Source organism: Martelella lutilitoris (genome assembly GCF_016598595.1).
Classification (GTDB): domain Bacteria; phylum Pseudomonadota; class Alphaproteobacteria; order Rhizobiales; family Rhizobiaceae; genus Martelella; species Martelella lutilitoris_A.
In genome coordinates this window covers 2237723-2262146 of record NZ_CP066786.1, presented here as the reverse complement: position 1 = coordinate 2262146, position 24424 = coordinate 2237723, and the positions used below count along the sequence as shown (strand labels likewise).

24 protein-coding genes and 4 tRNA genes are annotated in these 24424 nt (G+C 62.1%); 13 read left to right on the top strand and 15 right to left on the bottom strand.

What is annotated here, in order from left to right; genetic code table 11:
- Positions 1-10 precede the first annotated feature (10 nt).
- The 3 genes from JET14_RS10675 (at position 11) to JET14_RS10665 (ending at position 3469) form a co-directional block, all read left to right on the top strand.
- Positions 11-1291: a beta-ketoacyl-ACP synthase gene (locus JET14_RS10675; protein ID WP_200333437.1), complete on the top strand. Its 1281-nt coding sequence runs from the start codon at positions 11-13 to the stop codon at positions 1289-1291.
- Positions 1292-1360: 69 nt separating this feature from the next.
- Complete coding sequence (locus tag JET14_RS10670; RefSeq protein ID WP_200333435.1) at positions 1361-2392, top strand: zinc-binding dehydrogenase; 1032 nt, start codon at positions 1361-1363, stop codon at positions 2390-2392.
- Positions 2393-2542: 150 nt separating this feature from the next.
- Positions 2543-3469 carry a lipid A biosynthesis lauroyl acyltransferase gene (locus JET14_RS10665; RefSeq protein WP_200333433.1) on the top strand — a complete coding sequence of 309 codons (927 nt, stop codon included), beginning with the start codon at positions 2543-2545 and terminating at the stop codon, positions 3467-3469.
- Between the two features lie 19 nt (positions 3470-3488).
- Here the strand turns inward: JET14_RS10665 and JET14_RS10660 are convergent, their stop codons facing one another.
- Positions 3489-3974 carry a hemerythrin domain-containing protein gene (locus JET14_RS10660; protein WP_246750285.1) on the bottom strand — a complete coding sequence of 162 codons (486 nt, stop codon included), beginning with the start codon at positions 3972-3974 and terminating at the stop codon, positions 3489-3491.
- 219 nt (positions 3975-4193) lie between these two features.
- On the opposite strand from JET14_RS10660, the gene JET14_RS10655 reads away from it, so the two are divergent.
- Complete coding sequence (locus JET14_RS10655) at positions 4194-5666, top strand: MFS transporter (protein WP_200333430.1); 1473 nt, start codon at positions 4194-4196, stop codon at positions 5664-5666.
- A 63-nt stretch (positions 5667-5729) separates the two neighbouring features.
- Here the strand turns inward: JET14_RS10655 and proX are convergent, their stop codons facing one another.
- The 3 genes from proX to JET14_RS10640 form a co-directional block, all read right to left on the bottom strand.
- Positions 5730-6737 (bottom strand): glycine betaine/L-proline ABC transporter substrate-binding protein ProX, encoded by a 1008-nt coding sequence (proX, locus tag JET14_RS10650; RefSeq protein WP_200333428.1) that lies wholly within the window; start codon positions 6735-6737, stop codon positions 5730-5732.
- Between the two features lie 114 nt (positions 6738-6851).
- A complete protein-coding gene (locus tag JET14_RS10645; RefSeq protein ID WP_200333426.1) occupies positions 6852-7763 on the bottom strand; it encodes an ABC transporter permease in 912 nt (303 codons plus the stop codon).
- A 20-nt stretch (positions 7764-7783) separates the two neighbouring features.
- Positions 7784-9028, bottom strand: coding sequence for a quaternary amine ABC transporter ATP-binding protein (locus JET14_RS10640; RefSeq protein ID WP_200333424.1), 1245 nt, complete (start codon positions 9026-9028; stop codon positions 7784-7786).
- Between the two features lie 455 nt (positions 9029-9483).
- Here JET14_RS10640 and JET14_RS10635 point away from each other — a divergent pair, with 455 nt between their 5' ends.
- The 3 genes from JET14_RS10635 to JET14_RS10625 all read left to right on the top strand — a co-directional run bounded on the left by JET14_RS10635 (position 9484) and on the right by JET14_RS10625 (position 13379).
- Positions 9484-10104 carry a J domain-containing protein gene (locus tag JET14_RS10635; protein WP_200333422.1) on the top strand — a complete coding sequence of 207 codons (621 nt, stop codon included), beginning with the start codon at positions 9484-9486 and terminating at the stop codon, positions 10102-10104.
- A gap of 37 nt (positions 10105-10141) precedes the next feature.
- A complete protein-coding gene (dgt, locus tag JET14_RS10630; RefSeq protein ID WP_200333420.1) occupies positions 10142-11473 on the top strand; it encodes a dGTP triphosphohydrolase in 1332 nt (443 codons plus the stop codon).
- A 238-nt stretch (positions 11474-11711) separates the two neighbouring features.
- Positions 11712-13379 (top strand): putative bifunctional diguanylate cyclase/phosphodiesterase, encoded by a 1668-nt coding sequence (locus JET14_RS10625; RefSeq protein WP_200333418.1) that lies wholly within the window; start codon positions 11712-11714, stop codon positions 13377-13379.
- A gap of 29 nt (positions 13380-13408) precedes the next feature.
- On the opposite strand, the gene JET14_RS10620 is transcribed toward JET14_RS10625, so the two are convergent.
- The 5 genes from JET14_RS10620 to JET14_RS10600 all read right to left on the bottom strand — a co-directional run bounded on the left by JET14_RS10620 (position 13409) and on the right by JET14_RS10600 (position 15150).
- Complete coding sequence (locus JET14_RS10620) at positions 13409-13927, bottom strand: DedA family protein (protein ID WP_200338065.1); 519 nt, start codon at positions 13925-13927, stop codon at positions 13409-13411.
- Positions 13928-14128: 201 nt separating this feature from the next.
- Positions 14129-14203: transfer RNA gene (locus JET14_RS10615), tRNA-Glu, on the bottom strand.
- An 80-nt stretch (positions 14204-14283) separates the two neighbouring features.
- Positions 14284-14358: transfer RNA gene (locus JET14_RS10610), tRNA-Glu, on the bottom strand.
- Positions 14359-14468: 110 nt separating this feature from the next.
- Positions 14469-14543, bottom strand: a tRNA-Glu gene (locus JET14_RS10605).
- A gap of 166 nt (positions 14544-14709) precedes the next feature.
- Complete coding sequence (locus JET14_RS10600; RefSeq protein ID WP_200333416.1) at positions 14710-15150, bottom strand: VOC family protein; 441 nt, start codon at positions 15148-15150, stop codon at positions 14710-14712.
- A 164-nt stretch (positions 15151-15314) separates the two neighbouring features.
- Between JET14_RS10600 and JET14_RS10595 the strand changes: the two genes are divergently transcribed.
- The 5 genes from JET14_RS10595 to JET14_RS10575 all read left to right on the top strand — a co-directional run bounded on the left by JET14_RS10595 (position 15315) and on the right by JET14_RS10575 (position 19579).
- Complete coding sequence (locus JET14_RS10595) at positions 15315-15893, top strand: cold-shock protein (protein ID WP_024707104.1); 579 nt, start codon at positions 15315-15317, stop codon at positions 15891-15893.
- 154 nt (positions 15894-16047) lie between these two features.
- The gene (locus JET14_RS10590; protein WP_200333415.1) at positions 16048-16527 is read left to right on the top strand and encodes a DUF192 domain-containing protein; all 480 of its coding nucleotides are present in this window, start codon (positions 16048-16050) and stop codon (positions 16525-16527) included.
- A 169-nt stretch (positions 16528-16696) separates the two neighbouring features.
- Positions 16697-16773, top strand: a tRNA-Pro gene (locus JET14_RS10585).
- Between the two features lie 451 nt (positions 16774-17224).
- Complete coding sequence (locus JET14_RS10580; RefSeq protein ID WP_200338064.1) at positions 17225-17710, top strand: sigma-70 family RNA polymerase sigma factor; 486 nt, start codon at positions 17225-17227, stop codon at positions 17708-17710.
- Positions 17711-17815: 105 nt separating this feature from the next.
- The gene (locus JET14_RS10575) at positions 17816-19579 is read left to right on the top strand and encodes a thiamine pyrophosphate-dependent enzyme (RefSeq protein WP_200333413.1); all 1764 of its coding nucleotides are present in this window, start codon (positions 17816-17818) and stop codon (positions 19577-19579) included.
- 164 nt (positions 19580-19743) lie between these two features.
- Here the strand turns inward: JET14_RS10575 and JET14_RS22915 are convergent, their stop codons facing one another.
- From JET14_RS22915 to JET14_RS10560, 4 genes are all read right to left on the bottom strand, one after another.
- The gene (locus JET14_RS22915; protein WP_281435272.1) at positions 19744-19878 is read right to left on the bottom strand and encodes a hypothetical protein; all 135 of its coding nucleotides are present in this window, start codon (positions 19876-19878) and stop codon (positions 19744-19746) included.
- Between the two features lie 79 nt (positions 19879-19957).
- Complete coding sequence (locus JET14_RS10570) at positions 19958-21598, bottom strand: PQQ-dependent sugar dehydrogenase (RefSeq protein ID WP_200333412.1); 1641 nt, start codon at positions 21596-21598, stop codon at positions 19958-19960.
- Positions 21591-22022, bottom strand: a complete 432-nt coding sequence (locus tag JET14_RS10565; RefSeq protein ID WP_200333411.1) for a DUF2231 domain-containing protein — start codon at positions 22020-22022, stop codon at positions 21591-21593. Before JET14_RS10565 ends, JET14_RS10570 begins: the two co-directional genes overlap by 8 nt.
- An 84-nt stretch (positions 22023-22106) precedes the next feature.
- Positions 22107-22325: a hypothetical protein gene (locus tag JET14_RS10560; RefSeq protein WP_200333410.1), complete on the bottom strand. Its 219-nt coding sequence runs from the start codon at positions 22323-22325 to the stop codon at positions 22107-22109.
- Positions 22326-22352: 27 nt separating this feature from the next.
- Between JET14_RS10560 and JET14_RS10555 the strand changes: the two genes are divergently transcribed.
- Positions 22353-23528: a PRC-barrel domain-containing protein gene (locus JET14_RS10555; protein WP_200333409.1), complete on the top strand. Its 1176-nt coding sequence runs from the start codon at positions 22353-22355 to the stop codon at positions 23526-23528.
- An 82-nt stretch (positions 23529-23610) separates the two neighbouring features.
- On the opposite strand, the gene JET14_RS10550 is transcribed toward JET14_RS10555, so the two are convergent.
- Both JET14_RS10550 and JET14_RS10545 read right to left on the bottom strand, forming a co-directional pair.
- Positions 23611-23787, bottom strand: coding sequence for a hypothetical protein (locus tag JET14_RS10550; RefSeq protein ID WP_200338194.1), 177 nt, complete (start codon positions 23785-23787; stop codon positions 23611-23613).
- A 298-nt stretch (positions 23788-24085) separates the two neighbouring features.
- On the bottom strand, positions 24086-24352 hold the full coding sequence (locus JET14_RS10545) for a hypothetical protein (RefSeq protein ID WP_200333408.1): 267 nt from the start codon (positions 24350-24352) through the stop codon (positions 24086-24088).
- Positions 24353-24424 lie beyond the last annotated feature (72 nt).

The window sequence follows — 24424 nt, the reverse complement described above, 5'->3', positions numbered from 1 at the left end:
GGACGGGCAGATGAGCAAATTTACCGATCACCTTGGCCGTCCGCTGGTTGCCGTCACCGGCATGGGCGTCGTCACCTCGCTCGGGCGCGGTCTTGCGGACAACTGGAAGAAGCTGACCGGCGGCGTTTCCGGCATACACGCGATCTCGCGCTTTCCGACCGACCACCTGTCCACGCGCATTGCCGGCACGGTGGACTTCATCCCGTCGGAGGCAAACCCTGTCGCCCGTTCCTACGCCTTTGCCGAGGCGACGATCGAGGAAGCGCTGGAGATGGCCGGGCTTTCCGGCGATTTCGATGCGCCGCTGTTTCTTGCCGCTCCGCCGGTCGAGCCGGAATGGTCGATGCGTTTCGACCTTGCCGACCGCGCGCCGCCGCCCAGCGAAGACAACGACGCCTATATCCGCTTTCTGGCCGCCATGCGCGAAAAGGCCGATCCGGCCTTCCACGAGGCCGTGATGTTCGGTTCGATCTCGGAGCGGATTGCCGAGCGATTCGGCACGCGCGGCCTGCCGGTGACGCTGTCGACAGCCTGTGCTTCCGGCGCCACCGCGATCCAGCTCGGCGTCGAGGCTATCCGCCAGGGCCGCACCGACAGGGCGATGACCGTTGCCACCGATGGTTCGGTGACGGCCGAAGCGCTGGTGCGCTTCTCGCTTCTGTCCGCGCTTTCGACCCAGAACGATCCGCCGGAAAAGGCCTCCAAGCCGTTCAGCAAGGATCGCGACGGCTTTGTGATTGCGGAAGGGGCGGCAACGCTCATTCTCGAATCGCTGGAAGCCGCCCATGCCCGCGGCGCGACCGTTTACGGCATCATCCGCGGCTGCGGCGAGAAGGCGGACCATTTCCACCGCACGCGGTCCTCGCCCGATGGCGGACCGGCGATCGCCACCATCCGCGCGGCGCTTGAGGATGCCGGCCTCGGCATTGACAGGCTCGACTATATCAACGCCCATGGCACGTCGACGCCGGAAAACGACAAGATGGAATATTCATCGCTCAAGGCCGTCTTCGGCGAGGAGATGATGCCGTCCATCCCGCTGTCGTCGAACAAGTCGATGATCGGCCACACGCTGACGGCGGCCGGCGCAGTCGAGGCGGTGTTCTCGTTGCAGACCATGCTGACGGGCGTGCTGCCGCCGACGATCAACTACAACACGCCGGACCCGACGATCGAGCTCGACGTCGTGCCGAATGTGAAGCGAGAGGCAAGCGTCTCCTCCGTGCTTTCCAACTCGTTCGGATTCGGCGGGCAGAATGCCTGCCTGGTGATGACGCGCGAACCCTCCTGAGGGAGGATCGCGCCGTAAGTTTGCGAGTCGGCCTAAGGCCGTCTTTTCGAAATGTTGAAGGAATGACCCATGCGCGCATTGCAGCTGACAGACGACCGCAAGATCGAGCTTATGGATGTTTCCGAGCCGGAAGCGCCCGGTCCGGGCGAGGTGACGCTGCGACCGAAGGCGGTGGCGCTCAACCATATCGATGTCTGGGGCTGGCGCGGCATGGCCTTTGCCAAGCGCAAGCTGCCGCTCACCATCGGTGCGGAAGCCTCCGCCATTGTCGAAGCGATCGGCCCCGGTGTTTCCAATGTTCTGCCGGGTGATCTCGTCTCGATCTATGGCGCGCGGGTCTGCGGGCGTTGCAAGGCCTGTCGTGAGGGCCGGGACAATCTGTGCGAACATGTGGGCGGCGTCCATGGTTTCCATCTCGACGGCTTCGCCCGAGACAGGATCAACATTCCCGCCCGCCAGCTCGTTGTCGCGCCGCCCGGCGTTGACGCGATTGCCGCAGCGCTGGCGCCGGTGACCTTCGGCACGGTGGAGCACATGCTGTTCGACAATGCGAAGCTCCAGCCGGGCGAGACCATCCTGGTGCACGCCGGCGGTTCGGGCATCGGCTCGGCGGCGATCCAGCTTGCAAAGAAGATGGGCTGCACGGTGATCACCACAGTGGGCTCCGAAGACAAGATGGAAAAGGCGCGCGCGCTTGGCGCGGATCATGTGATCAATTACCGCGAAGACCGGTTCGAGGGCGTGGTCCGCAAGCTGACGAAGAAGAAGGGCGTCGACGTCGTTTTCGAGCATGTCGGCGCGGAAACCTGGGCCGGATCCATGCTGTCGATGAAGCGCGGCGGTCGCCTTGTGACCTGCGGGTCGACCTCGGGCGTTTCCACCAACGTCAATCTGATGATGCTTTTCCAGCAGCAACTGAAATTCTTCGGCTCCTTCGGCTGCCGGATGGAGAACATGGCGGACGCCATGCAGAAGATGGCGCAGGGCATCATCCACCCGGTCATCGATACGCTTGTCGATTTCGACGGCATCGACAAGGCGCTGGAGCGGATGGAAAGCCGCCAGGTCTTCGGCAAGATCGTGCTTCAGATCGGCGACTGAGCGCGTCGTGCTTCTTGCATCCGAATGGAGGCACAAGGGACACTTCAGGCGTCCGGTGTTGTTAAGCTTGGCGTAAACAAGAATCGTCGTTAAAAGGCGGGCAGCGCGGTTTATTCGCGCTGCCCGCAGTCAATTCTGGGATCCTGATTCGTGAAATCCTCCATCACCCGCATCGTGCTCAAGGCCCGACAGTTCCAGCAATGGCTGATAGCCTATCTGGTATTCGGACTTCTCTCCGTGATGAAACTGTTTCCGGCGGACGGTTCGATCAGGTTTGCCGACTGGGCGATGCGCAAGATCGGACCCTATACCGGCCGGCACAAGCTGGTGCTTGAAAACCTGCGCTGCGCCTTTCCCGAGATGGAGGAGGCGGAAGTCGAGCGGATCGCGCTTGCCAGCTGGGGCCATATCGGCCGGCTCGCGGCGGAATACGTATTTCTCGACGAGCTTTTCGATTTCGATCCGGAAAGGCCGGACGCGGGCCGCATCGAAGTGGCGGGCGTGGAACGTTTCATGGATCTTTTGGCACTCGACAAGCCGTTCATCGTGTTCACGGCCCATACGGCGAATTTCGAGCTGCTTCCGGTCGCTGCCGCATCTTTCGGGCTCAACGTCTCGGTCCTCTTCCGCCCGCCGAACAATCCCTATATCGCCGAGAAGGTCTTCCGCTTTCGCCGCAAGCGCATGGGCGAACTCGTGCCCTCCCATGCGGGCTCCGCCTTTGCGCTCGCCAGCGCGCTCGATGCGGGCAGGGGGGTTGGCGTCCTTGTCGACCAGAAGTTCAAGCGCGGTTCGCCGTCGTCCTATTTCGGCCAGGAGGTGCGCACCAACCCGCTTCTCGCCAAACTTGCGCGCCAGTTCGATTGCAAGATATTTCCCGCGCGCTGCATCAGGCTGCCGGACAACCGCTTCCGCCTCGAGCTCGAAGAGGAAATGCCGCTTCCCCGGACGGAGAAGGGCGCGGTGGACGTGGCCGCCACGGCCCAGGCGCTGAACGACAAGGTGGAAAGCTGGGTGCGCGAATACCCGGAGCAATGGCTCTGGTACCACGACCGCTGGGCGCGCCGCAAACGATAGCGGAGCGGACGACGCCCGATTATCTCAGGCGTCCGGCAACGAGCTCCTGTTCGAAAGACAGGTGGCGCCTCAACGCGCCGAAAAGGCCGCGCAGCATGTAGCCGACCGCTTCGGTATTGACCGTGCTGCCGTTTGCAAGCCGGCGCAGGACGTCGGTGACCTCTTCGGCAAAGCAAAGGTCTTCGAAGTGTTCATAGGTCAGTCGGTCGAGCGCCTCGGCGACGGCGCGTGCGCCGGCCGCGCGGCGGATCGCCGGAAAAACCTGCATTTCTTCCGTTTCCTGCGCCGTGCGCAGCGCCGGCACCAGTTCTTCGGCCAGTCGCCGACAGTCGCCGCGATTGACATTGGCGGGAAGCGAGTCGGCAACGTCTTCCAGTGCTTCGCACAGGCGCCGGATCGCGGCGTGGGCCTCGCCCATCGCCACGCTTGCCGGGTTGTTCGTTTCGGGTATCTGCTGGGTCAATTGCGTGTCCAGGCAATCAGTCGCGAGGGTTTCGGCCGTCATGCGTTCCTCCCTGCTGACTCGACCGTTCATGCGCCATTTGCGGTCAAATGCGCTCCGCCTTCATTGACTTAGGTCAAGAATGGCGATGTTGCCGCTTCCCCGCGCGTGAACGCTGTGCATTGCTGATGCCCGGAAGGCCTGCAAATGTCATGAAACTCACAAGTGCGACGGATAAGACATTCCCGTAAAAGGTATATGAGCAGACCGAGAGGAAATGCCATGAATGAGATGTCGACTGACCACGGTCGCCTGGACCGGGCCAGAAGCGTTCAGTTCTATATCGACGAACGTCCCTACTGGGTTGACGGCACGGAAGCGCCGCCTCCGAAAATGACGGGAACCCAGTGGCGCATCTGGTGGCTGTCGGTCGCCGGCAAGTTTTTCGAAGGTCTGGTGGTGTTCATGACGGGCGTCGCCATGCCGCTGATCGCATCGGAATTCAGCCTGAACGCGACGCAGCACGGCATGGTCGGTTCGGCTTCTCTGTTCGGCATTCTCATCGGCGCCAGCGCGCTTGGCGGGCTTGCGGACCGGTTCGGCCGCAAGCGTGTCTTCATCATGGAACTCGGCCTCTTCATCGCCTTCCTTACGGCGATCATCTTCACCCAGAGCTTCTCCTGGCTGATCGTCTGCCTGTTCGGCATGGGGCTGGCGCTCGGATGCGACTACCCGACCGCGCATCTGGTGATTTCCGAAAGCACGCCGTCGAAGACACGGGGCGGGCTGGTGCTGTCGGCCTTCGGTTTTCAGGCCGTCGGCGCGATCTTCGGCACGCTGCTCGGCTATGTCATCCTGACCCTCGATCCCTCGATCGGGGCATGGCGCTGGATGTACGGCGTGGCGATCATTCCGGCGCTCGCCGTGTTCATCGGCCGGTTCTTCATCCCCGAAAGCCCGCATTGGCTTGCCGTCCATGGCCGCGGCAAGGAGGCCGAGTCGGAGCTGCAGAAGCTTCTGAAACGGGTGCCGGCCTATCCGACCAAGGTCAGCGTCTCCGAGCCGCCGCAACTCGCGCACAAGAAGAGGACCGGCTATCGCGCGCTGTTCCAGAGGCACAATCTGCGGCCGCTGATCCTGTCCTCCGTGCCGTGGTTCCTTCAGGATCTCGGTACCTATGGCATCGGCATCTTCACGCCCACCATTCTGGCCGCGACCGTTGGCCACAAGACCGAACATGTCCGCAATGTCGCCGATCTGGTGAACAACGACCTGATCGCCGCCAAGGGAACGGCGCTGCTCGACCTTCTGCTTCTGGTCGGCATCATCGGCGCCGTTCTGCTTGCCGATCGCATCGGCCGCATCCGCCTGCAGGTCTTCGGCTTCATCGGCTGCGCCGTCGGCCTGTTCATCGCCGCGCAGGCCGGAAGCTACTCGGGCCCGACGCAGACGGCTCTGATCTTCACCGGTTTCATGCTGTTCAACTTCATGACCAATCTCGGCCCGAACGCCCAGACATACCTGATCGCGGGCGAGGTGTTTCCAACCCATATCCGCGGCACGGGCGCGGGATTTGCCGCCTCCTTCGCCAAGATCGGCGCCTGCATGACGGCCTTCCTGTTCCCGGTCCTGCTGGCCGATATCGGCACGACGGCGCTGCTCTACGGTCTGGTCGCGACTTCGCTGCTCGGCGCGGCGGTAACCTTCTTCTTCCGCATCGAGACGCGCGGCATCAGTCTTGACGGCCACCATTGAGACCATAGTAAAAGCCCGGCCTCGTTGCCGAGACCGGGCTCTCTTCTTTTCCGCGAACCGCTATCAGTTGGCAGCGGAGCGGGCGGCTTCAAGCCAGGTGTTGACCTGGTCCTGATTGTCCTCGATCCACTTGGCGGCCTGGGCCTGAACATCATCATCGCCGTTGTTCATGGCGGAGTTCTGCGCGAAGATATCCGGCAGCGGGATCGATACTTCCTTCAGAAGCGCATCGACGGCCGGGTTGTCGGCGAGGAACGCGTCATTGACGACCGGAACGATGTCGTTGGCGACAAAGCCCATGTAGCAGGGATCGGCGACGCAGGTGTCGAGGCCCTTGGCCGGAGCCGGCAGTTCGACGCCTTCCTTCTGCGGCACTTCGATCCACATCACGTCCTTGCCGGGTGCGAGCTGGTCAACGGTCCAGTTCGGCGTCCAGGTGTAGAACAGGATGTGCTCGCCGTTCTGGTAGGCGGCGATCGCATCGGCCATGGAGGCGGAGTAGCCGGCCTTGATCGGGTTGATCGAGTCGCCGAGATCAAAGTCTTCCATGTGCTGCGAAATCGTCAGCTCGCAGCCCCAGCCCGGCGGGCAGGCGACCAGATCGGCCTTGCCGTCGCCATTGCGGTCGAAGGCTTCCTTGACTTCATCGCGCTTGAAATCGTCAAGCGTCTTGATGTCGAACTCTTCGATGGCCGCCTTGTCGACGAGGTAACCCTGAAGCGCGCCGCCCTTGGCAACCGCGCCGTCGACGCTGGCCTTGCCTTCGAAGGTCGATTCATAGGTCCTGTGCAGCGGGAACCAGCCGTTGACCCAGAGGTCGACGTCGCCCTGCGAGACGGCCTGATAGAAGGCCGAGGCGCCAAGGGTCATCGGGCCGGTCACGGTGTAGCCGAGGTCCTCGAACATCTGCTTGTAGATTTCAGCCTGGAACCAGCCGGTGTCCCAGTCGGCCTGGGCCATGCGGATGGTCTTGCCGTCGCCGGGCTCCTGCGCGAATGCGGCGGTGGCCGGCACAAGGCTGGCCGCGCCGATCATCAGGGCAGCGGTGAGCTTGCTGAGATTGTTGTTCATGAGTGTTTCTCCGTTTCTACGTGTTGCGGCGTCGCGCCAGCGGGGAGGCGGGCGCTTCGCCTTGGCTACGGGATCGGAGATCCCTTGAAAGCGGCCCTCGGGCCGCCCTCGTGCTTATTCGGCGGCCTTTTTCTGGCCGCTGAAGAGTGTTCCCAACGCCTGACGGAAGGTCATCCGGTTGGGATCGGAAGGCTCGACGAGACCCTGGGTGATGCGGTCGAGCACGATTGCCAGGACCACGATGCCGACGCCGCCGGCGGTCGCGCCGCCGACATCCAGCCGGCCGAGGCCGGTATTGACGACCTGTCCGAGGCCGCCGGCGCCGATGAGCGCTGCGATGACAACCATCGACATGGCGAGCATCAGGGTCTGATTCAACCCCGCCATGATGGTGCGCATGGCAAGCGGCAGCTGAACCTCGATCAGCGTCTGCGTGTAATTCGCGCCGAAGGCCTCCGAGGCCTCGATCAGGTCCGTGCGCACGTTGCGGATGCCGAGATTGGTCATACGGATGATCGGCGGCAGGGCGAAGATGATGGTGGCGATGATGCCCGGCGCCATGCCGACGCCGAAAAGCATCACGATCGGCACAAGATAGACGAAGCTCGGCACGGTCTGCATCACGTCGAGAATCGGCCGTACGACGCGCCACAACATGTCGCTGCGGGCAACCAGAATGCCGACCGGGACGCCGATGATGGTGCAGAAGAACACCGAGGTGAGGATCATGGCGAGCGTCGTCATGGTCTCGGGCCACAGGCCGATCAGGTCGACGAAAAGAAACCCGAATATCGTCACCAGCGCCATGGTCCTGCCGACGATCCGCCAGGCGAGAAGCGCGAAGATCGCGGTCATCGCCAGCATCGGCACCCATGCGAGGAATGTATCGAGCGCCATCAGCACCTGGTTGACGGGCACCTGAAGGGCACGAAAGAACGGCCGGAAATTGGGAACGAGGAAGCCCCGGACGAAGTCATTGACCCACGTGTCGAACGGGATCGTGAAATACTGCGATGGATCTAGCAAATCTCTGGTCTCCTGTCGGCTTATTCCGAAGCCGGCTGGCCTGCAGCCGGTTTGTTCTTCTCTGCCTCGGGTTCTTCGGTCTCCGTTTCAGGCTCCTCCGGATCGGCGGCGAGCTGCTCGAAGATCTGGTCCTGCGAGACAACGCCGACGAGCTTGCCGTCATCATCCGTCACGGCCATCGGCACGCCGGCCTGGGCGGCGCCGTAGACCTCGTTGAGATAGGCCTCTTCCGGCACGGTCGGCGGTTCGGCGAACATCACCTCGCGCACCGGCGTGTCACGCGGGCACTGGAGCGTGTCGGAGCGCATGAGAAGGCCAACGGGCACGCCGCGTTCCACCACATAGGCCAAATCCGACTTGGCCTTGTCCATGACGGCCAGCGCGTCGCGCGCAGTCGCATCGACCTTTACCCATGCGGCATCGTTGGATATGTCGGATACCTTGAAGACGCGGCTGCGGTCGATGTCCGAGACGAAGGCGCGCACATAGTCGTCGGCCGGCTGCGAGACGATTTCCTGCGCGGTGCCCACCTGGACAAAGGCGCCGTCCTTCATGATGGCGATGCGGTCGCCGAGGATCATCGCCTCGTTGAGGTCGTGGGTGATGAAGACGATGGTCTTCTTCAATTCTTTTTGAAGAACGATCAATTCGTCCTGCATCTCGCGACGGATGAGCGGGTCGAGCGCGCCGAACGGTTCGTCCATCAGCAGGATTTCCGGATCGTTCGCCAGACCGCGGGCAAGGCCGACGCGCTGCTGCATGCCGCCGGATAGCTGGCTCGGATAGCTGCTGGCATAGGCGTCGAGCCCGACCTTGGCGAGCGAGGCCAGCGCCTGTTTGTGGCGCTCCTCCTTGTCAACGCCCTTCAGCTTCAGGCCAAAGGCGACGTTATCAATAATCGTTTTGTGAGGAAAAAGAGCGAAGTGCTGGAAAACCATGGTGATTTTCTGTCTGCGAACTTCCCTCAGGGCTTCCTTGCTGCAGTTGGCAACATCGACATCGTCGATGATGATCGAGCCGGATGTCGGCGGGATCAGGCCGTTCAGCGTGCGCACGATGGTGGATTTGCCGGAGCCCGACAGGCCCATGATGACGAAAATCTCGCCTTCATGGACATCAAAGCTCACATTGTCGATGCCAACGGTAACACCGGTGGCCTTGAAGATTTCTTCCTTGCTCTCGCCGGCTGCGAGGCGACGTGCCCCTTCGCCGCTGTCATCGTTGAAAAGCTTGGAAACGTTCTTAGCGGTCAGTTTGACAGTCATACCTCTTCCTTATTCGGCAACAGGGGATGAGGGTCCCTGAGGCGTCCGTTCGACGGTTGAGCCTGCGCATTGCCCGCGCGGGCAATGCAAGGGGCCGGGGATGCGACGTTCGCATCCATCCGGACATGTCTCTCGCATCCGAGCGAAAGCGCAGGATCGGCAAAACCGGCCCGGCGAATGTCCGCGATACCCCGGAGCTCAAAAGAGCCCGACAAGGCCGCCTTGTCTATTGTCAGTTCAACGATTGAGCGGCCCCCGCTGTGTAGAATTATGGCGCTGGAATGTCAAATTTCCGGCGCCCAAGTGTCACGTATCTGGTCATGGAATGGAAATAGGGTGATTTTCGCCGTTTCAAGGGGAAGGGACGGGCAACTGGCGGGCTTTCGGCTTGAACCGCCGGCGCGGGCAGAGTAGTCCAGAGGGAATTTGATCGACACGGCGAGACGGGTAAAATCTTGATCGATCCCTATGAAGTGCTTGGCGTAGACCATGATTGCGACGAGAAGACCGTGCGGGCGGCCTATCGGCGGCTGGCCAAGGAAGCCCATCCGGACAGCGGCGGCGACGAGGAGCGTTTCGCCCGTCTGCAGGCGTCCTATGATCTTCTGAAGGATCCGGTGCGGCGCAGGGTTTTCGATGATACCGGCTATGATCCCGAACTCGCCGATCCGAAGGATCTCAAGGGCCTGATGCTGCTGGAGCCGCTCGTCAACGAGATGATCCTGGACGATCGCGAGCCGGGCAGTTTCGATCCGGTTGCGGCGATGCGGCGCAAGCTTTCCGACGACATTCTCAAAAGCCGCTTTCATATCCTGGAGCTGGAGCGCCATCGCGCCCGGGTTCGCAAGCATATGGACCGGCTCGGGCGGCGCAAGCGCGACAGTTCGACGACCGATGTGCTCGGATCCATGCTGCGGGCCAGAAGCGAGTCGATCGGCGAGGCGATCCGCAATGCCGAGGACCAGATCGAGGCGATCGAGCAGGCCTATACCATGCTCGAGGGTTATGCCTACGAGCTTGAGAACGACGAGAGCGTCGACGAACAGACCGATGCCGACGGCAAGGCGGCCGAGTAGCGCCGGCCGGCCGAGGCCGTGAAGCGGGGGATATCTCATGACGACGATGGAATGGTCGAAACTGCTCGATCTCGAACGGCTGTTTCTGACATCGTCTCAGGAGAGGCCGCGCCGTCCCGCCTATGATCAGGATGCCGACCGCATCACCTTCTCGGCGCCCTTCCGGCGGCTTGCCAACAAGACCCAGGTTCACCCGCTCTATGACAACGACCATATCCACCACCGCCTGATCCATTCCGTGGAGACGGCGAGCGTCGGCCGTTCGCTCGGGCTCGAGGTCGGCTGGTGGCTTGAACAGGAAGGCAAGATCGAAAAGGGCGGACAGGCGACGGTCGCCGGTCTCGTCCATGCGGCGTGCCTTGCCCATGATATCGGCAACCCGCCCTTCGGCCATTCCGGCGAGGCGGCGATCGGCGCATGGTTTGCGGAGAGGTTTGAGCGGGGCGAGGGGCTTTTTGCCGATCGCGAGGCCTGCTTTGCCGAGGAATTCGAGGCGTTCGAAGGCAACGCCCAGGGTTTCCGCATCATTGCCGGACTGGAAATGCACCGGCGCGGCGGCATGCGCCTGACGCATGGCACGCTCGGCGCCTTCCTCAAATATCCGGTCACGGCGCGGACCCGAAAATCCGTCGCCGCGCGCGATGGCGGCCTGAAGAAGTTCGGCGTGTTCGAAACCGAGCGGGAGGCTCTCGAAGCCGTGGCAACCCGGACGGGGCTCATCGCCGGCGACATATCGGCAAGCTGGTGGCGGCGGCACCCGCTGGTCTATCTGGTCGAGGCGGCGGACGATATCTGCTACAACATCCTCGATCTCGAGGACGCCTTCACCGCAGGCGACCTGTCCTATCGCGAGGCAGCCGGGATGCTGTCCGCCGTCGCCGGAACGACTCCGCGCGACGACCGTGGCGATACGCCGTCCGAGAAGATGGCCTTTCTGCGCGCCGTCGCCATTCACAAGGCGTTTGAAGATTGCAGCGCCGCCTTCGGCGCGCATTATGACGCGATCATGAGCGGGACTTTCGCCTCCGGTCTCGTCGAGGCATCGGCCCAGGCGGATCGGTTTGCCGAGATCGGCCGGCTTGCCAGCGAACGCATCTTCACCTCGCCGCGCAAGACGGAGCTTGAGGTGATGGGTCGCAATCTCGTTCATCGCATTCTGGACGGGGTGCTGCCGGTGCTGGAGGCGCTCGCCGAGGCGGATTTCACTGAGGAACGGATCGAAGGCTATCCCCGCCAGTTGCAGCGCGCGCTCGGCATCGATCTGCGCCGGGCGCGCGACCCTTATTCCGCGCTGCATACGCTTGCCGACTATGTATCGGGGATGACGGATCGCTATGCCGTCAAGATTGACCGGATCATTTCCGGTTGACGAGCCAAGTAGCGCGCTTCGGAAATACTCAATAGATTGGCATGTTCTTTGGCAACTCTGCATTGCATGTCATGCGTTTATTCGGTCTTTGCCAGCAAAGCAATGCGACAAAACCTCAGGAAAAGGATCTACACGTCATTCCGCTCTTGCTGAAAATTCAGAAATCGTTGACTCTTCGATCATGATGCCCGCAGGGAGATGTTTATGGCTTGTGTTATTCCGTTGAAGTGTCTCCGGCATGCCTGAAGGTATCGCGCAACACCACGACGGTTGGTTCGAACTCGCCTTGCGGGCGGGCCGCATGGTGGCCTGGGAGCAGGATCTCGTCACCGATCATGTCAGCCGTTCGGACAGTTCGGTTGATCTCATCGGCATAGGATCGGGACCCCTTTCCGGCATTCTCGAGCGGATCCACCCTGATGACCGGCATTTGCGCGCGGGCCTCGGGCGGTCCGGCAGGCAGGAGGAGGAAGTCGTCTTCCGGTTCATGACAGCCGAGGGCGGACAGATATGGCTCGCAACCCGGGTGCGCCGGGTCTCGCCCGAGCGCCTGATCGGCATCAGCTTCGATGTCACGGAGGCGAAGACCGCCCAGGATCGCATCCGCGAGATGGCCCTCCACGACGACCTTACAGGTCTTCCGAACCGGACCTGTTGCGCCGAGCATCTGGAACGCGCGATCGGCGGCGCTCATCCCGACGGCGTCGCCCTGATGGCGCTCGACTTTGATTATTTCAAGGAAATCAACGACAGTTTCGGGCACGAGGCCGGCGATTTCTTCCTGAAGACCATCGCCGGACGGCTCAGGGCCCTGAGCGGGAAGGGCGTGACCGCGGCCCGACTCAGCGGCGACGAATTCCTGGTGATCGCGCCGGGGCTCGACCGGCAGGAGGCCATGGCGTTTGCCCGCAAGCTCGCCCGCCGGGTGGGGCAGCCGGTCGAATATCGGTCGCAAACGCTGTGGGCGGGCGTGAGCATCGGCCTCTCGCGCTACCCCGACGACGCGGAGACGGCCGACGGCCTGGTGAAAGCCGCCGACATCGCGCTTTACCGCGCCAAGAACAGCGGCCGCAGCCGGACGGTCGCGTTCAAGCCTGAGATGGGGCATGTGGTCGAGGAGCGGCAGCGCCTGCTCTCCGAACTCCGCGGGGCGCTGCGCTACGGCCAGGTGCAGCCGTTCTACCAGCCGAAGATCGATCTGCGCACCGGCAGGATCACCGGTTTCGAGGCGCTGGCGCGCTGGTTTCACCCCGAGCGCGGCATCCTCACGCCGGTTTCATTCCAGGCCGCCTTCGAGGATCCGCATCTCAGCCTTCGGATCACCACCTACCTCTTTCGCCGGGTGCTGGTGGACCTGGTCAATCTCCGCCGGATCGGCCTGGATCCCGGGACCATTTCATTCAACCTGTCCAACGCCGCCTTCGGTCATCCCAAGATTGTCAGGCGCATTGTTGCGGCGCTCGAGACATTCGATATACCCGCCGAGAGCTTCGAGATCGAGGTCACGGAAAATGTCCTGTTGAACCGCAACGAAATCGTCGCGCGCCGTAAGATCAATCATCTGCGCCGCAACGGGATCCGCATTTCGCTGGACGACTTCGGCACTGGCAATGCGTCGCTTTCGCATCTCCAGACCTTCAGGGTCGATACCATCAAGATCGACAAGAGCTTTGTCGATGATATCTGCGATGACGCGAAGGGCCGCGCCATCGTCAGCGGGATCGTGACGATTGCGGGCGCTCTCGGCCTGACCGTTGTCGCCGAAGGCGTCGAAACCATCGGGCAGAAGGAATGCCTTCAGGCCGTCGGCTGTGATCAGGCGCAGGGCTACCTGTTCAGCAGGCCGATGTCGTATGATCGGGTGGTTGATCTGCTCAGAAAGGAGACGGCCGACCAAGGCCGGTGACCGGCGGCGGCCCGCGTCCGTTGTGCGGCCTATCTGTGCAGCGATGCGTCGTGAAAGTGTTCGGCGAAAAAATCGCCGAAGATGAAGGGCGCCGCGGTCCAGACGCTTGTCCACAGCAGCGCGCCGACCATGTTTGCCAGCAGGAAGGGCCGCCAGCCCATTGCCATCATGCCGGCGACAATGCCGTTCAGCTGTCTGAGGATGACGACGAACCGCGCGCCGACGACGACGACCGTGCCGCGCCTGGCATAGAGCCCCTCGATCCACTCGCGCCTCTGGTCGTTGAGGCCGATGTAGCGGCCATAGCGTTCAATGACGGTCCGCCCGCCATAACGGCCGATCGCATAGCCCGTATTGTCGCCGAGCACGGCGCCGATGAAGACGGCCAGGAACACGCCCTCGATCGGCAGCTGGCCGCCGGAGGCGAGCAGCGATGCGCCGATGACCGCGCTTTCGCCCGGCAGCGGCGCGCCGAGCGATTCCAGATAGACGATGAGGAACAGCGCCGCGACGCCGTAATGGCGCAGATAGGGTTCGATCAGCGCGATCGATTCGTGGATGAGATGCATGTCCGCTCCTCGTGCCGCTGTGCTTCGGTCTGGTTCCGCCGGTTTTCGATGCCTGCGAAAGCCGAAGGCAACATATTTTGCCTTGTTAATAAAGGGCGGGCGGCGAGGACGGTCAAGAAGGCTGCATCGGGCGATCGCGGCAGGGCCGCGGGACCGCGGCGACCGGAGACTGTGGATAACTGGTACGCCCTAGGGGAATCGAACCCCTCTTTCCAGAATGAGAATCTGGCGTCCTAACCGATAGACGAAGGGCGCATGCGTTGGCCGCAGGCGGCATATATTGGCGGTCGCCATCTCTGTAAAACAGGGGTGGTTGCCGTCAGGCAGACAATGAGTGGCACGCCCTAGGGGAATCGAACCCCTCTTTCCAGAATGAAAATCTGGCGTCCTAACCGATAGACGAAGGGCGCGCATCTCATGTTTTACGGAATTGCCCGAGGCTCTCCCGCCGGTCAGCGAAAACACGTGATCCGAGGCTCGCCCCGGACCCACGGCGACGCGGCTTTCAACCGCGCGCGAATGGCACGCCCTAGGGGAATCGAACCCCTCTTTCCAGAATGAAAATCTGGCGTCCTAACCGATAGACGAAGGGCGCGTGCGTTCGCTGGGCGCCCTTATAATCAGGCAACAGAATTGCTGCAAGCGTAAAACAGCGATTTCTTCAAAAAAACGACATGTTCAGACAGATCGTTCGGGCTTTGGTGTAACCGATTGATTTTAATGGCAAGATGCCGCGCCCTACGGCGCGGCATGAAGGCCCGTCACCAGCTTCCCGTGTTTGGCATCGACGCCCAGGGCTCTTTCGGCTCCAGCGGATCGCCCTCCTGAAGAATCTCGATCGAGATGCCGTCGGGCGAGCGGACGAAGGCCATGTTGCCGTCGCGCGGCGGCCGATTGATGATCACGCCGGCATCCGACAGCTTCTGGCAGAAATCGTAGATGTTTTCGACGCGATAGGCGAGGTGACCGAAATTGCGGCCGCCGTCATATTCTTCCGGATCCCAGTTGTAGGTCAGCTCCAGCTTCGGCACGTGTTCGCCGTCGCCGTTTTCGATGTCCTTCGGCGCGGCGAGGAAGATCAGCGTGAATCGGCCCTTGTCGTTGTCGATCCGGCGCACTTCCTTGAGGCCCATCAGGTCCCGGTAGAAGCGCAGCGAGGCATCGATATCCGTAATGCGGACCATGGTGTGGAGGTAATGCATATTCTCTTCCCTGTTGTTTGTTCGGCAGAAGGCTTTCGCACGATAGCGGGACCCGCTTGGCGGGGTCTTGCGTTTAGAACTTGCGGGAACCCTCGGTATGAATGTTATTCTTGTGACAAGAATCAGTTAATTCGCAGCCGGGTTTTTTCAAGGAGCGGGGCGGTATGGCCGGAAGGTCTGAGGCAGAACGATACTCGGCCGGAGAAGAGGCGGGCACGGAAACGGGCGAACTGCTGGAGGTTACCGGGTTCGTGAAATGGTTCGACGTCGGCAAGGGCTTCGGCTTCGTCGTGCCCGACAACGGCATGGAGGATATTCTCCTGCACGTGACCTGCCTGAGGCGGGACGGCTACCAGACAATCCTTGAAGGCACCCGCGTCGTGGCGCTGGTGCAGAAGCGCGAACGCGGCCTGCAGGCTTTCCGCATCCTGTCCATGGACCAGTCGACCGCGGTTCACCCCTCGCAGCTGCCGCCGGTCAAGACCCATGTTCAGGTCGAGCCGTCGAGCGGGCTCGAGCGGGTCCTGGTCAAGTGGTTCAATCGCGAGAAAGGGTTTGGTTTCCTGACCCGCGGCGAGGGGACGCAGGATATTTTCGTGCATATGGAAACGCTGAGGCGCTACGGCATTACCGAGCTTGTGCCCGGCCAGAGCGTGCTGGTGCGTTTCGGCGAGGGGCCGAAGGGCCTGATGGCGGCCGAAGTCCACCCCGACATGCCGACGGCCAACCGGCGCACGCATTGAGGCCGCGCCGGCCGCTCTCGGCGCCGGCTGCCGGCGGCATCGAAACGAACGCCTCGCAGTCCGGCCTTCCGCCCGTGCCGATATTGCCCTCGCGCAAGGACAGCACGAGTCCTCGAACCCGGCTGTATCGACGCTCTATCGGAAAGGATATGGGATGAAACGCGGTCTCGGCAACAGGGCGCTCGCCGTCCTGATCGGGCTTGTCGCAATACTGGCGGCGGGCATGGCGTCGGCAGAGGACGACGTCGTCCTGTTTCCTGTCTCGCAGTTGACGCTCCACACGGAAACCGGGGATTTTCCGCTTGTCGTCGAGGTCGCCAGGGACCCGCGGCAGCGGCAGCGCGGGCTGATGTATCGCACCGAGCTTGCCGCGGATCGCGGCATGATCTTCGATTTCGGCCAGACGCGTCCGGCCTCGATGTGGATGGCCAACACGCTGATCCCGCTCGATATGGTCTTCATCCGGGCCGACGGCACGGTCTCGGGCTTTCACGAAAACGCCGTGCCAGGGTCGAAGGCGGTCATCAGCTCATCGGAGCCCGTGCGCTACGTGCTGGAGATCGGCGGCGGCAAAGCGGAAAGCTACGGCCTCAAGCCGGGCGACCGCGTCAGCGGCCCGGCGCTTTCATATTAGAGCATCGGGCGAAAAGTGGAAACCGGTTTTTCGACAGCCCGACGCGACCAAGGGAAGAAACAAGCTGATCCTGCGCTTCACGCCAGGCGCAGGATGATCCCGGCGGAGCTTTGGCAAAAGCCATTTTCCTGTTGCGGCGACGGTGCCTTCGGTGTATCCGGGCCGCAGTCGGAGTGTAGCGCAGCCTGGTAGCGCATCTGGTTTGGGACCAGAGGGTCGGGAGTTCGAATCTCTCCACTCCGACCATTTGAACGCACTGAAATCGCTAGAGATACTGATTTCATTGGTTTTTCGGCCAACTTTCTGTTACAAAACACGTAACAAAATGGAAGTTGGGAATGTCTTCAAAGCACCGCTATCTTCTCAATCGCGACGGACGCTATTTCGCCCGGATCGTGATCCCGAAGCCTCTTCGGCCTTTCCTCGAAAACAAATCAGAACTTCGCGAACCGCTCGGACCTGACCGACGCACGGCGATTGCGCGCCTAGATGTGGGCTTTCAGGAGGTTGTCCATTCGGAGCGGACCGGACATCCCGGCCCGCTGCTGGCGTTTCCTGTCTCAAATAAGGTGATTTCGTGTTCCGCCGAACGTGACGGAACATCTGTGCCACGGTCCCGTTTCATCCAGACGCCCTCAATCCAATCCGGGAAGCGCAGATGTACCTTCACCAGAAGCAGACGGAGACCCCGAAGCAGATGGAGAAACAGCAGCGCGCGGATGTCGTCGCGCTCTTGCCGGCCTTGCGGGCGTTTGCCCGCACCTTCTGCAAAAATCCCAACGATGCCGACGATCTGGTTCAGGAGACAATGCTGAAGGGCATTGCCAATCTCGACAAGTTCAAGCCGGGTACGCGTCTCAAATCCTGGCTTTTCACCATCATGCGCAACACCTTTTACACCCAGATCAGGGTCCGCAACAGGGAGACGCCCGGCGAGGAGGATTGCGTGGCCTCTACGCCGCAGACCGATGCCACGCAGGACTGGTCCGTCAGGGGGCGGGAGTTGCAGGATGCGATCTCGCGCCTTCCACAGCATTATGGCGAAGTGCTGGTGCTGGTCCTTGTGCTGGGCGAGAGCTACGAAGACACGGCCGAAATCTGCGGATGCGCGATGGGCACGGTCAAAAGCCGGGTCAATCGTGCCAGGCAATTGCTGCTGGAAGAGCTCGGCGAGAGCCGGTAGGGGCTTTCCGGCCCGGACGGTATTTAAGCGGGAACACAGCGGCACCCTTGTTGTTCGGAGGAGAACGTCGGCACTTTCGCCGGCACGACAGCAAGGAGTGAGATAATGGCAAAACCGACAGCAGGTGATATTCTCATCGAATGCCTGATCGACTGGGGCGTCGATACGATCTTCGGCATTCCCGGCGACGGCATCAACGGCGTGATGGAGGCGCTGCGCAAGCGCAAGGACGAGATCCGCTTCATTCAGGTGCGTCATGAGGAGGCGGCCGCGTTCGCGGCCTGCGGTTACGCGAAGTGGACCGGCAAACTCGGCGTCTGCCTCGCGACGTCGGGTCCAGGCGGCATTCATCTGCTGAACGGGCTTTACGACGCCAAACTTGACGGCCAGCCCGTGCTCGCCATTACCGGGCTGCAGTTCCATGACCTGCTCAATACCCATACCCAGCAGGATGTCGAGCTCGACAAGCTCTTCATGGACGTCGCCGTCTACAACACCCGCGTCATGGGCCCCGCCCATATGGAGAATGTCGTTGAACGCGCCTGCCACACGGCGCTCGGCCAGCGCGGGGTTGCCCATATCACCATTCCCGTCGACGTGCAGTCCCAGCCGGTGTCCTCGAAGCGCCGCTCGGCACGTAATGTTGCCGGGCATGCGCTCGGCGCGGATTTCGGCCGCAGCGCTGCAGTGCCGGCAAGGCAAGAGCTTGAGAAGGCCGCCGCGGTGCTGAATTCCGGCAAGCGCACTGCCATACTGGCGGGGCAGGGCGCGCTCGATGCCGGCGAAGCGCTGGAGCGGATTGCCGAAAAGCTCGGTGCGCCCATCGTCAAGGCGCTGCTCGGCAAGGGTGCGGTCGCCGATGACAGCCCCTATACGACCGGCGGCATCGGCATGCTGGGCACGTGGCCGTCCCAGGAGGTGATGGAAAACTGCGACACGCTGCTGATCGTCGGGTCGAGCTTCCCCTATATCGAATACTATCCCGAGCCCGATCAGGCGCGGGCGGTGCAGATCGATCTCGATTTCTCTCGTATCGGCCTGCGCTATCCCGTCGAATGCGGGCTGGTGGGCGAGGCGGGCGCGGTTCTCGACCAGCTCGAGCCGCTGCTGGAATCGCGTACGGACTACTCCTTCCTTGAGAAGGCGCAGGAGAACATGGCGGAATGGCGCGATCTTCTGGCGGAACGCGGCACGCTGGACGAGGAGCCGATGAAGCCGCAGGTCGTGGCGCATGAACTTGACCGGCTACTTGCGCCGGACGCCATCATCGCGACGGATTCGGGCACCGTGACGACCTGGGCGGCGCGCTACCTCACCATGAGCGGCGAGAGGATGTTTTCCTGCTCGGGCACGCTTGCCTCCATGGCCTGCGGGCTGCCCTACGCCATTGCGGCGGCCGTCGCCTATCCCGAAAGACAGGTTGTCGCCTTTGTCGGCGACGGCGCCATGACGATGCTGATCGGCGAGCTTGCCACCTGCGCGCGCTACGGACTGAACAACCTAAAGGTCATCGTGATCAAGAACAACGCGCTCGGGCAGATCAAGTGGGAACAGATGGTCTTCCTCGGCAACCCGGAATATGAGTGCGACCTGCAGCCCGTCGATTTCGAGATGATTGCGCGGGGTTTCGGTGTCGACGGCTATCGCATCGAGAAGCCGAAGGATTGCGGTCCGCTTCTGGAACAGGCGCTCTCCGCACCCCGACCGGCCGTCGTCGAGGCCGTTGTCGATCCGCACGAGCCGCCGCAGCCGCCGAAGGTAAGTGCCAAGCAGGCTGCTCATTTCGCCCGTTCGCTGGCGCGCGGCACGCCCGAGCGCAGCAAGATCGCGCTGACCGTAGGTTCTGATGTCGTGCGTGAGGTGCTGTAGGACGCCCGATCTCTCTCGGGTGAGAACGCCGGCCACAAGAACGGCCCGCGCAAAACTGTTGCGCGGGCCGTCGTCCTTTCGGCTGGGCTATCATGGCCTCGAATTTCAAGATGCGTCCGATCGCCACCTGTGACTGGGGGTCTCCTCCCTTTCAGTTCAGGGTGTCACTGCGGTTCAAGTGCGTGCTGCGGCGCCCGATTGGCCTCAGCCGCATTGTCTTCATTGGTGAGGCCAAAGATAACGACAGCTGCGATTGCGGCGATGATGGCGGCGGTGGCAATAAGCATCCAGATGGTCATGATTGTTTTCCTTCAAGCGGCCCGAGAAGGGACGAGCGGCGGCCGGAAAGGCCGCCGCGATTTGCGGGAAACCGCAGGCCTACTGGCTGTTGTCTTCCACCGAGCCCGGCGGCTCCACAGCCGGGGCGATTTCCGTCTGCGACGGCGAGGCTTCGCCCGCCGAGGACGGTTGCTGGCCGGTCAGTTGTTCATCGACAGTGGGTGAGGGCGTGCCATCCTGCTGGGCCGCGGCCGGCGGTTCTTCTCCCTCCGGCGTCGCTGCGGTATCCGCCGCTCCGGCAGCGCTGCCCTGCGGGGCCGTCGTGTCGGTTTCGGCGGCCTCTGCAGCCGCCGCGGAGCCTGGCGGCATCCGGTCGGTGCCGATCGGTTCATCGATGGTCGTGCCATCGGCTGCGGCCACCCTCCAGACGGTGTTGCCGGCATCATCAGCCACGAGGAGCGCACCGGTGCCGTCGATCCCGACGCCCACCGGTCGGCCACGGGCCTCGTCACCATCGAGGAAACCCGTGACGACATCCTGCGTGCTTGCAGCCGGCTCGCCGTTGACGAACGGCACGTAGACGACCCTGTAGCCGTTGAAAACGGTGCGGTTCCAGCTGCCGTGCTCGCCGATGAATGCACCGCTCGCATAGTCCTCCGGCAGGGCGGAGCCGTGCGAGAAGGTCAGGCCGAGCGAGGCCACATGGCTCGAAAGTGCATAGTCGGGTGCAATGGCCTTTTCGACCATGTCCGGTCTCCTGGGGTGGACGCGTTCGTCGACATGGTCGCCGTAATAGCTCCAGGGCCAGCCGTAGAACGCGCCTTCCTCGACAGAAGTCATGTAGTCGGGCACCAGGTTCGGACCGAGTTCGTCGCGTTCGTTGACGACGGTCCAGAGTTCGCCGGTGTCGGGGTTGAATTTCAGGCCGTTCGGATTGCGCAGCCCCGAGGCGTAAACCTTGGATGCTCCTGTTTCGCGATCGACCTGCCAGATCGCGGCGCGTCCCTTTTCGGCCTCAAGACCATTTTCAGCGACATTGGAATTCGAACCGACGGAAGCGTAAAGCGTCTCGCCATCAGGGCTCAGCGCCAGATCCTTGGTCCAGTGGTGGTCGATCGGTCCGCCCGGAAGCGGCGTAAGGACTTCGGGTTCTGCGGTGATCTCGTTCTGGCCGAGTTCGTAAGGGTAGGTCAGGATCGCGTCGGTCGCTGCCACATAGAGCGTGTCATCCGCCCAGGCGACGCCGAAGGGGGAGTTGAGGCCGGTCAGGAGATCATGGCGTTCGTCCACCGTGCCGTCGCGGTCGCTGTCACGCAGGAGCGTGATGAGATTGCTCTCCTTCTGCTCGCCGCCGCCGCCGTGGGCCATCGACATGATCCAGCCGCGGATCAGGTCCTTGGGCCTGTTCGGCGGCTCGCCAGCCGGACCACGACCCTGCACGACCAGCACATCGCCATTGGGCAATGTGTGGACGGTACGGGGGTTTGCCAGATCCTGCGCGTAGGCGGAAATTGTCAGGCCTTCGGGGACGTCGGGCGTCTCGCCCTCCTGCCAGCCGGTGACTTCGGCGACTTTCATGCTGGGCAGGAGCGCAGAGGTCGGCTCGGGCAGGACCGGATTGGCGCCGATCTGCTCGGAAGGTTGAACCTCGTCGCCATTGCCGCAGGCGGCAAGCGGGACGAGGAGGGTAACGGTGGCCAGTAGGCCGGCGATACGGCTCTTGTGGTTTGTCTCAGTCATGATTGAGCCTCCATTCCTGTGCGAGCGGACGGACCGCCGCTAGCCATAGCGTGATCAGGATCACGACAAAGGTGATGGTGGACAGGATCAGTCCGTTCGGGACGACCGCTTTCCAGCCGTCGCCGGCGTGGACAAAGCTATTGAAAATGCCGAGGACGAGAACGACGGCAAAGCCGATCGTCTCCGGAATGGCAGGCCTGGTGGCCTCCGAGCGGAAGGCGTCAACGAGGCCGGCAATGACGGCAATCGCGCCGAAGACGAGCCCGCCGAAGAGCAGCCATGCGGAAAAATTCTGCCACATCAGCATGGACGTTCGCCAGTATAGGATATCTGTGAACAGCGCGAAGGTGAAAGCCACCAAGGGAAACGGCACGAAAACGGCCCGAAGCGGATAGCCGTGATCAGGTTTCAGTTGCGAATGCATGGGCGTGCCCTCCTAAAAGTGTCTGTCTTCTGGACGGGCACCCAACAATCCCTTGCGACGATTGTTCCAACGCGGCGATGCTGGTTATTCCGGCGCGGTGATGGCCGGGCTGGCCTGCTGCTGGTCGGTGTCCTCCCGCCAGGGATAGAACATCGTCGACAGCGCGAGCAGAATGATCAGGACGAGGCCGCCTATGAAGACGAGCCGGGCGAAACGCGTACGCAGGACCGTCGTCCCTTGCTTTGCGTTCTCTTCTGACGTGATCGTCCTGTCCTGATCTGTTGGTTCTCTCTCTGGTGCCATGAAGCATTCTCCATCGGTGATACCTGGTTGCGTGCCGAACCTTATCCCCCCGCTTTTGTTCCAGAACGCCGAGGACGCCGTTCTATCGGTCGATTTCGTGACCCATGCGCGGCGTTTTTCAGCGGTGGGCGGGAACATCGGGGCGGTTTCACAGTTGGCAGGGCGGCGAATGCGAACGAGCCAGTTCAGGCTGTCATTCCCTTTCGCGGATCATTGCTGAACACCAGGGAGGGACCCGAAATGTCTTTGACCAAATACACGTCCACGGTGGCGATTTGTGCGCTGTTTGCGAGCGGCGTCTGCGCCCAGGATCAGCCTGTTGGCGATACGGTGAACGAAACGGACGCGCTGCGATCAGGCGAGACACTGTCCGTCGACGTCACGCAGTCGCAGATACTCGGGTCGGAACTGCTGGGAGCCACCGTCTATACGACTGGGGGACCTGATGGCGAAGCCGTTGGCGACGTCGAAGATCTGCTCGTCGGACAGGACGGGATGATTGCCGGTCTGGTCATCGGCGTCGGCGGTTTTCTCGGACTTGCCGAGAAGAATGTCGCTGTTCCCTTCACGCAGGTGGAGCAGTATCGCGACGATCAATATATGCTCCATCTGACGCTCGCCACGAGCCGTGAACAGCTCGAAGGCGCCCCGGAATTCGACTATCGCGCGGTTACGCCCACGCCGGAATTGCAGACGGGCATCTCCGGCAGCTCTGACATGGCAAGTGAGCGGGGCGACCGCTCGCCTGATGCGGAAACCGCCCCCACAAGGCCGATGGATCGAATGGCGGGCGAGGGAAGCAGCAGGGCGCCGGACGTCGACGGCGACATGAGCGAAAGCGAACTCAGCGGCTCTCCTGCCGGCACGATCTGGCGAGATGCCGAAAGTGTTTCGAACGCGAGTTTGCGGGCCGAGGAGCTGCTTGGCGCCGATGTCTTCGGCGGTAATGGCGATCAGGTTGGCGATATCGGGGATGTCATCCTCAAGCCGGAAGGCGGAGTGCAGGCCTTCATCGTTGATGTCGGTGGCTTTCTCGGTATCGGCGAGAAAGAAGTGGCGATGTCAGCCGAGAATCTCGACGTGCGGAGCAATAACGGAGATTTCGCGGTCTTCACCCGGTTCACGGTGTCTCAGCTGGAAGGCCAACCCGAATATGATGCCGATGCCTTCAACGAAAATCCGGGTGAATTCATGATGCGCTGAACTGCAGCCACGACGAAAGCAGAAATGCCGTGCGGTCCGCACGGCATTTTTTCTGACAAGAGGATGGTGAGAGGCGCCCGGCTCAGGAGGCTTTGTCTTCCCGCTCCTTCAGGGATTGCTGCAACTTCAGGGCCAGTTCCAGCAGGCGGTCAGGGATTGGCTCCTGTTTGATTTCAGACAGTAACTCGGCGGTCTTGCGATCCAGATATGCATCTGTGCTCCGTGCTACCTCCGCGTCCTTGTCATTGTCTTTTGCCATTGCTGTTTGGTCCCGTTTTCCTGTGTCTTCATCTCTTCATATCGTTACGGTGCTGAAGCCCGAACGGTTTGATTTCTTCGCAAGGACCGCTGATTCAATCAAAACGCCTCGATGCTGAGCGCATTCGCCAATGCGGACTAGCCTTATCTCATAGGGGCCTCGATGGACAGCGCTTTCAAGGCTCTTCGTCTGACCGCGTTTGCCGGACCATGGAATTTGCGGTTGAGTAACCTTCAAGGCCGCCGCCATCGCTATGGGCGACCAATCGAGTACGGGGAGCGGAAAGCGTGACACGTGTTCATTCCAGCTTGCCCCACTCCGGATTCCATTCGGCGTCTTCTTCCAGTTCCACCATGACCGGTCCCCCGGTGTCGTTGCGGTTTTCCGCAAGGCGAATGGCTTCTGGCATGGGGAGTTCCTCGGTCGGATAATAGGGCGTGTCCTCATTGCCGAAGTCGATCGAGTCGACAAAACCGTAGGAGCGCTCGCCGCGCTGGACGACCCTAAGGAGAACGGTGTCGCGGGTCGCGGCTTCCTTCGAATAGCGACGGAATGCGGGTGCCATTTTCTTTCCTTTCTTTCATCTGGAGGCCTCAGAACTGAAGCGCCCGAGCGTTGTTCCCGGGTTTTTGTCCGG

Coding starts and splice junctions, on each gene's coding strand:
- JET14_RS10675 (WP_200333437.1), top strand. CDS start 11: ATGAGCAAATTTACCGATCACCTTGGCCGTCCGCTGGTTGCCGTCACC.
- JET14_RS10670 (WP_200333435.1), top strand. CDS start 1,361: ATGCGCGCATTGCAGCTGACAGACGACCGCAAGATCGAGCTTATGGAT.
- JET14_RS10660 (WP_246750285.1), bottom strand. CDS start 3,974: ATGACGGCCGAAACCCTCGCGACTGATTGCCTGGACACGCAATTGACC.
- JET14_RS10655 (WP_200333430.1), top strand. CDS start 4,194: ATGAATGAGATGTCGACTGACCACGGTCGCCTGGACCGGGCCAGAAGC.
- proX (WP_200333428.1), bottom strand. CDS start 6,737: ATGAACAACAATCTCAGCAAGCTCACCGCTGCCCTGATGATCGGCGCG.
- JET14_RS10640 (WP_200333424.1), bottom strand. CDS start 9,028: ATGACTGTCAAACTGACCGCTAAGAACGTTTCCAAGCTTTTCAACGAT.
- dgt (WP_200333420.1), top strand. CDS start 10,142: ATGACGACGATGGAATGGTCGAAACTGCTCGATCTCGAACGGCTGTTT.
- JET14_RS10625 (WP_200333418.1), top strand. CDS start 11,712: ATGCCTGAAGGTATCGCGCAACACCACGACGGTTGGTTCGAACTCGCC.
- JET14_RS10600 (WP_200333416.1), bottom strand. CDS start 15,150: ATGCATTACCTCCACACCATGGTCCGCATTACGGATATCGATGCCTCG.
- JET14_RS10595 (WP_024707104.1), top strand. CDS start 15,315: ATGGCCGGAAGGTCTGAGGCAGAACGATACTCGGCCGGAGAAGAGGCG.
- JET14_RS10590 (WP_200333415.1), top strand. CDS start 16,048: ATGAAACGCGGTCTCGGCAACAGGGCGCTCGCCGTCCTGATCGGGCTT.
- JET14_RS10580 (WP_200338064.1), top strand. CDS start 17,225: ATGGAGAAACAGCAGCGCGCGGATGTCGTCGCGCTCTTGCCGGCCTTG.
- JET14_RS10575 (WP_200333413.1), top strand. CDS start 17,816: ATGGCAAAACCGACAGCAGGTGATATTCTCATCGAATGCCTGATCGAC.
- JET14_RS22915 (WP_281435272.1), bottom strand. CDS start 19,878: ATGACCATCTGGATGCTTATTGCCACCGCCGCCATCATCGCCGCAATC.
- JET14_RS10570 (WP_200333412.1), bottom strand. CDS start 21,598: ATGACTGAGACAAACCACAAGAGCCGTATCGCCGGCCTACTGGCCACC.
- JET14_RS10565 (WP_200333411.1), bottom strand. CDS start 22,022: ATGCATTCGCAACTGAAACCTGATCACGGCTATCCGCTTCGGGCCGTT.
- JET14_RS10560 (WP_200333410.1), bottom strand. CDS start 22,325: ATGGCACCAGAGAGAGAACCAACAGATCAGGACAGGACGATCACGTCA.
- JET14_RS10550 (WP_200338194.1), bottom strand. CDS start 23,787: ATGGCAAAAGACAATGACAAGGACGCGGAGGTAGCACGGAGCACAGAT.
- JET14_RS10545 (WP_200333408.1), bottom strand. CDS start 24,352: ATGGCACCCGCATTCCGTCGCTATTCGAAGGAAGCCGCGACCCGCGAC.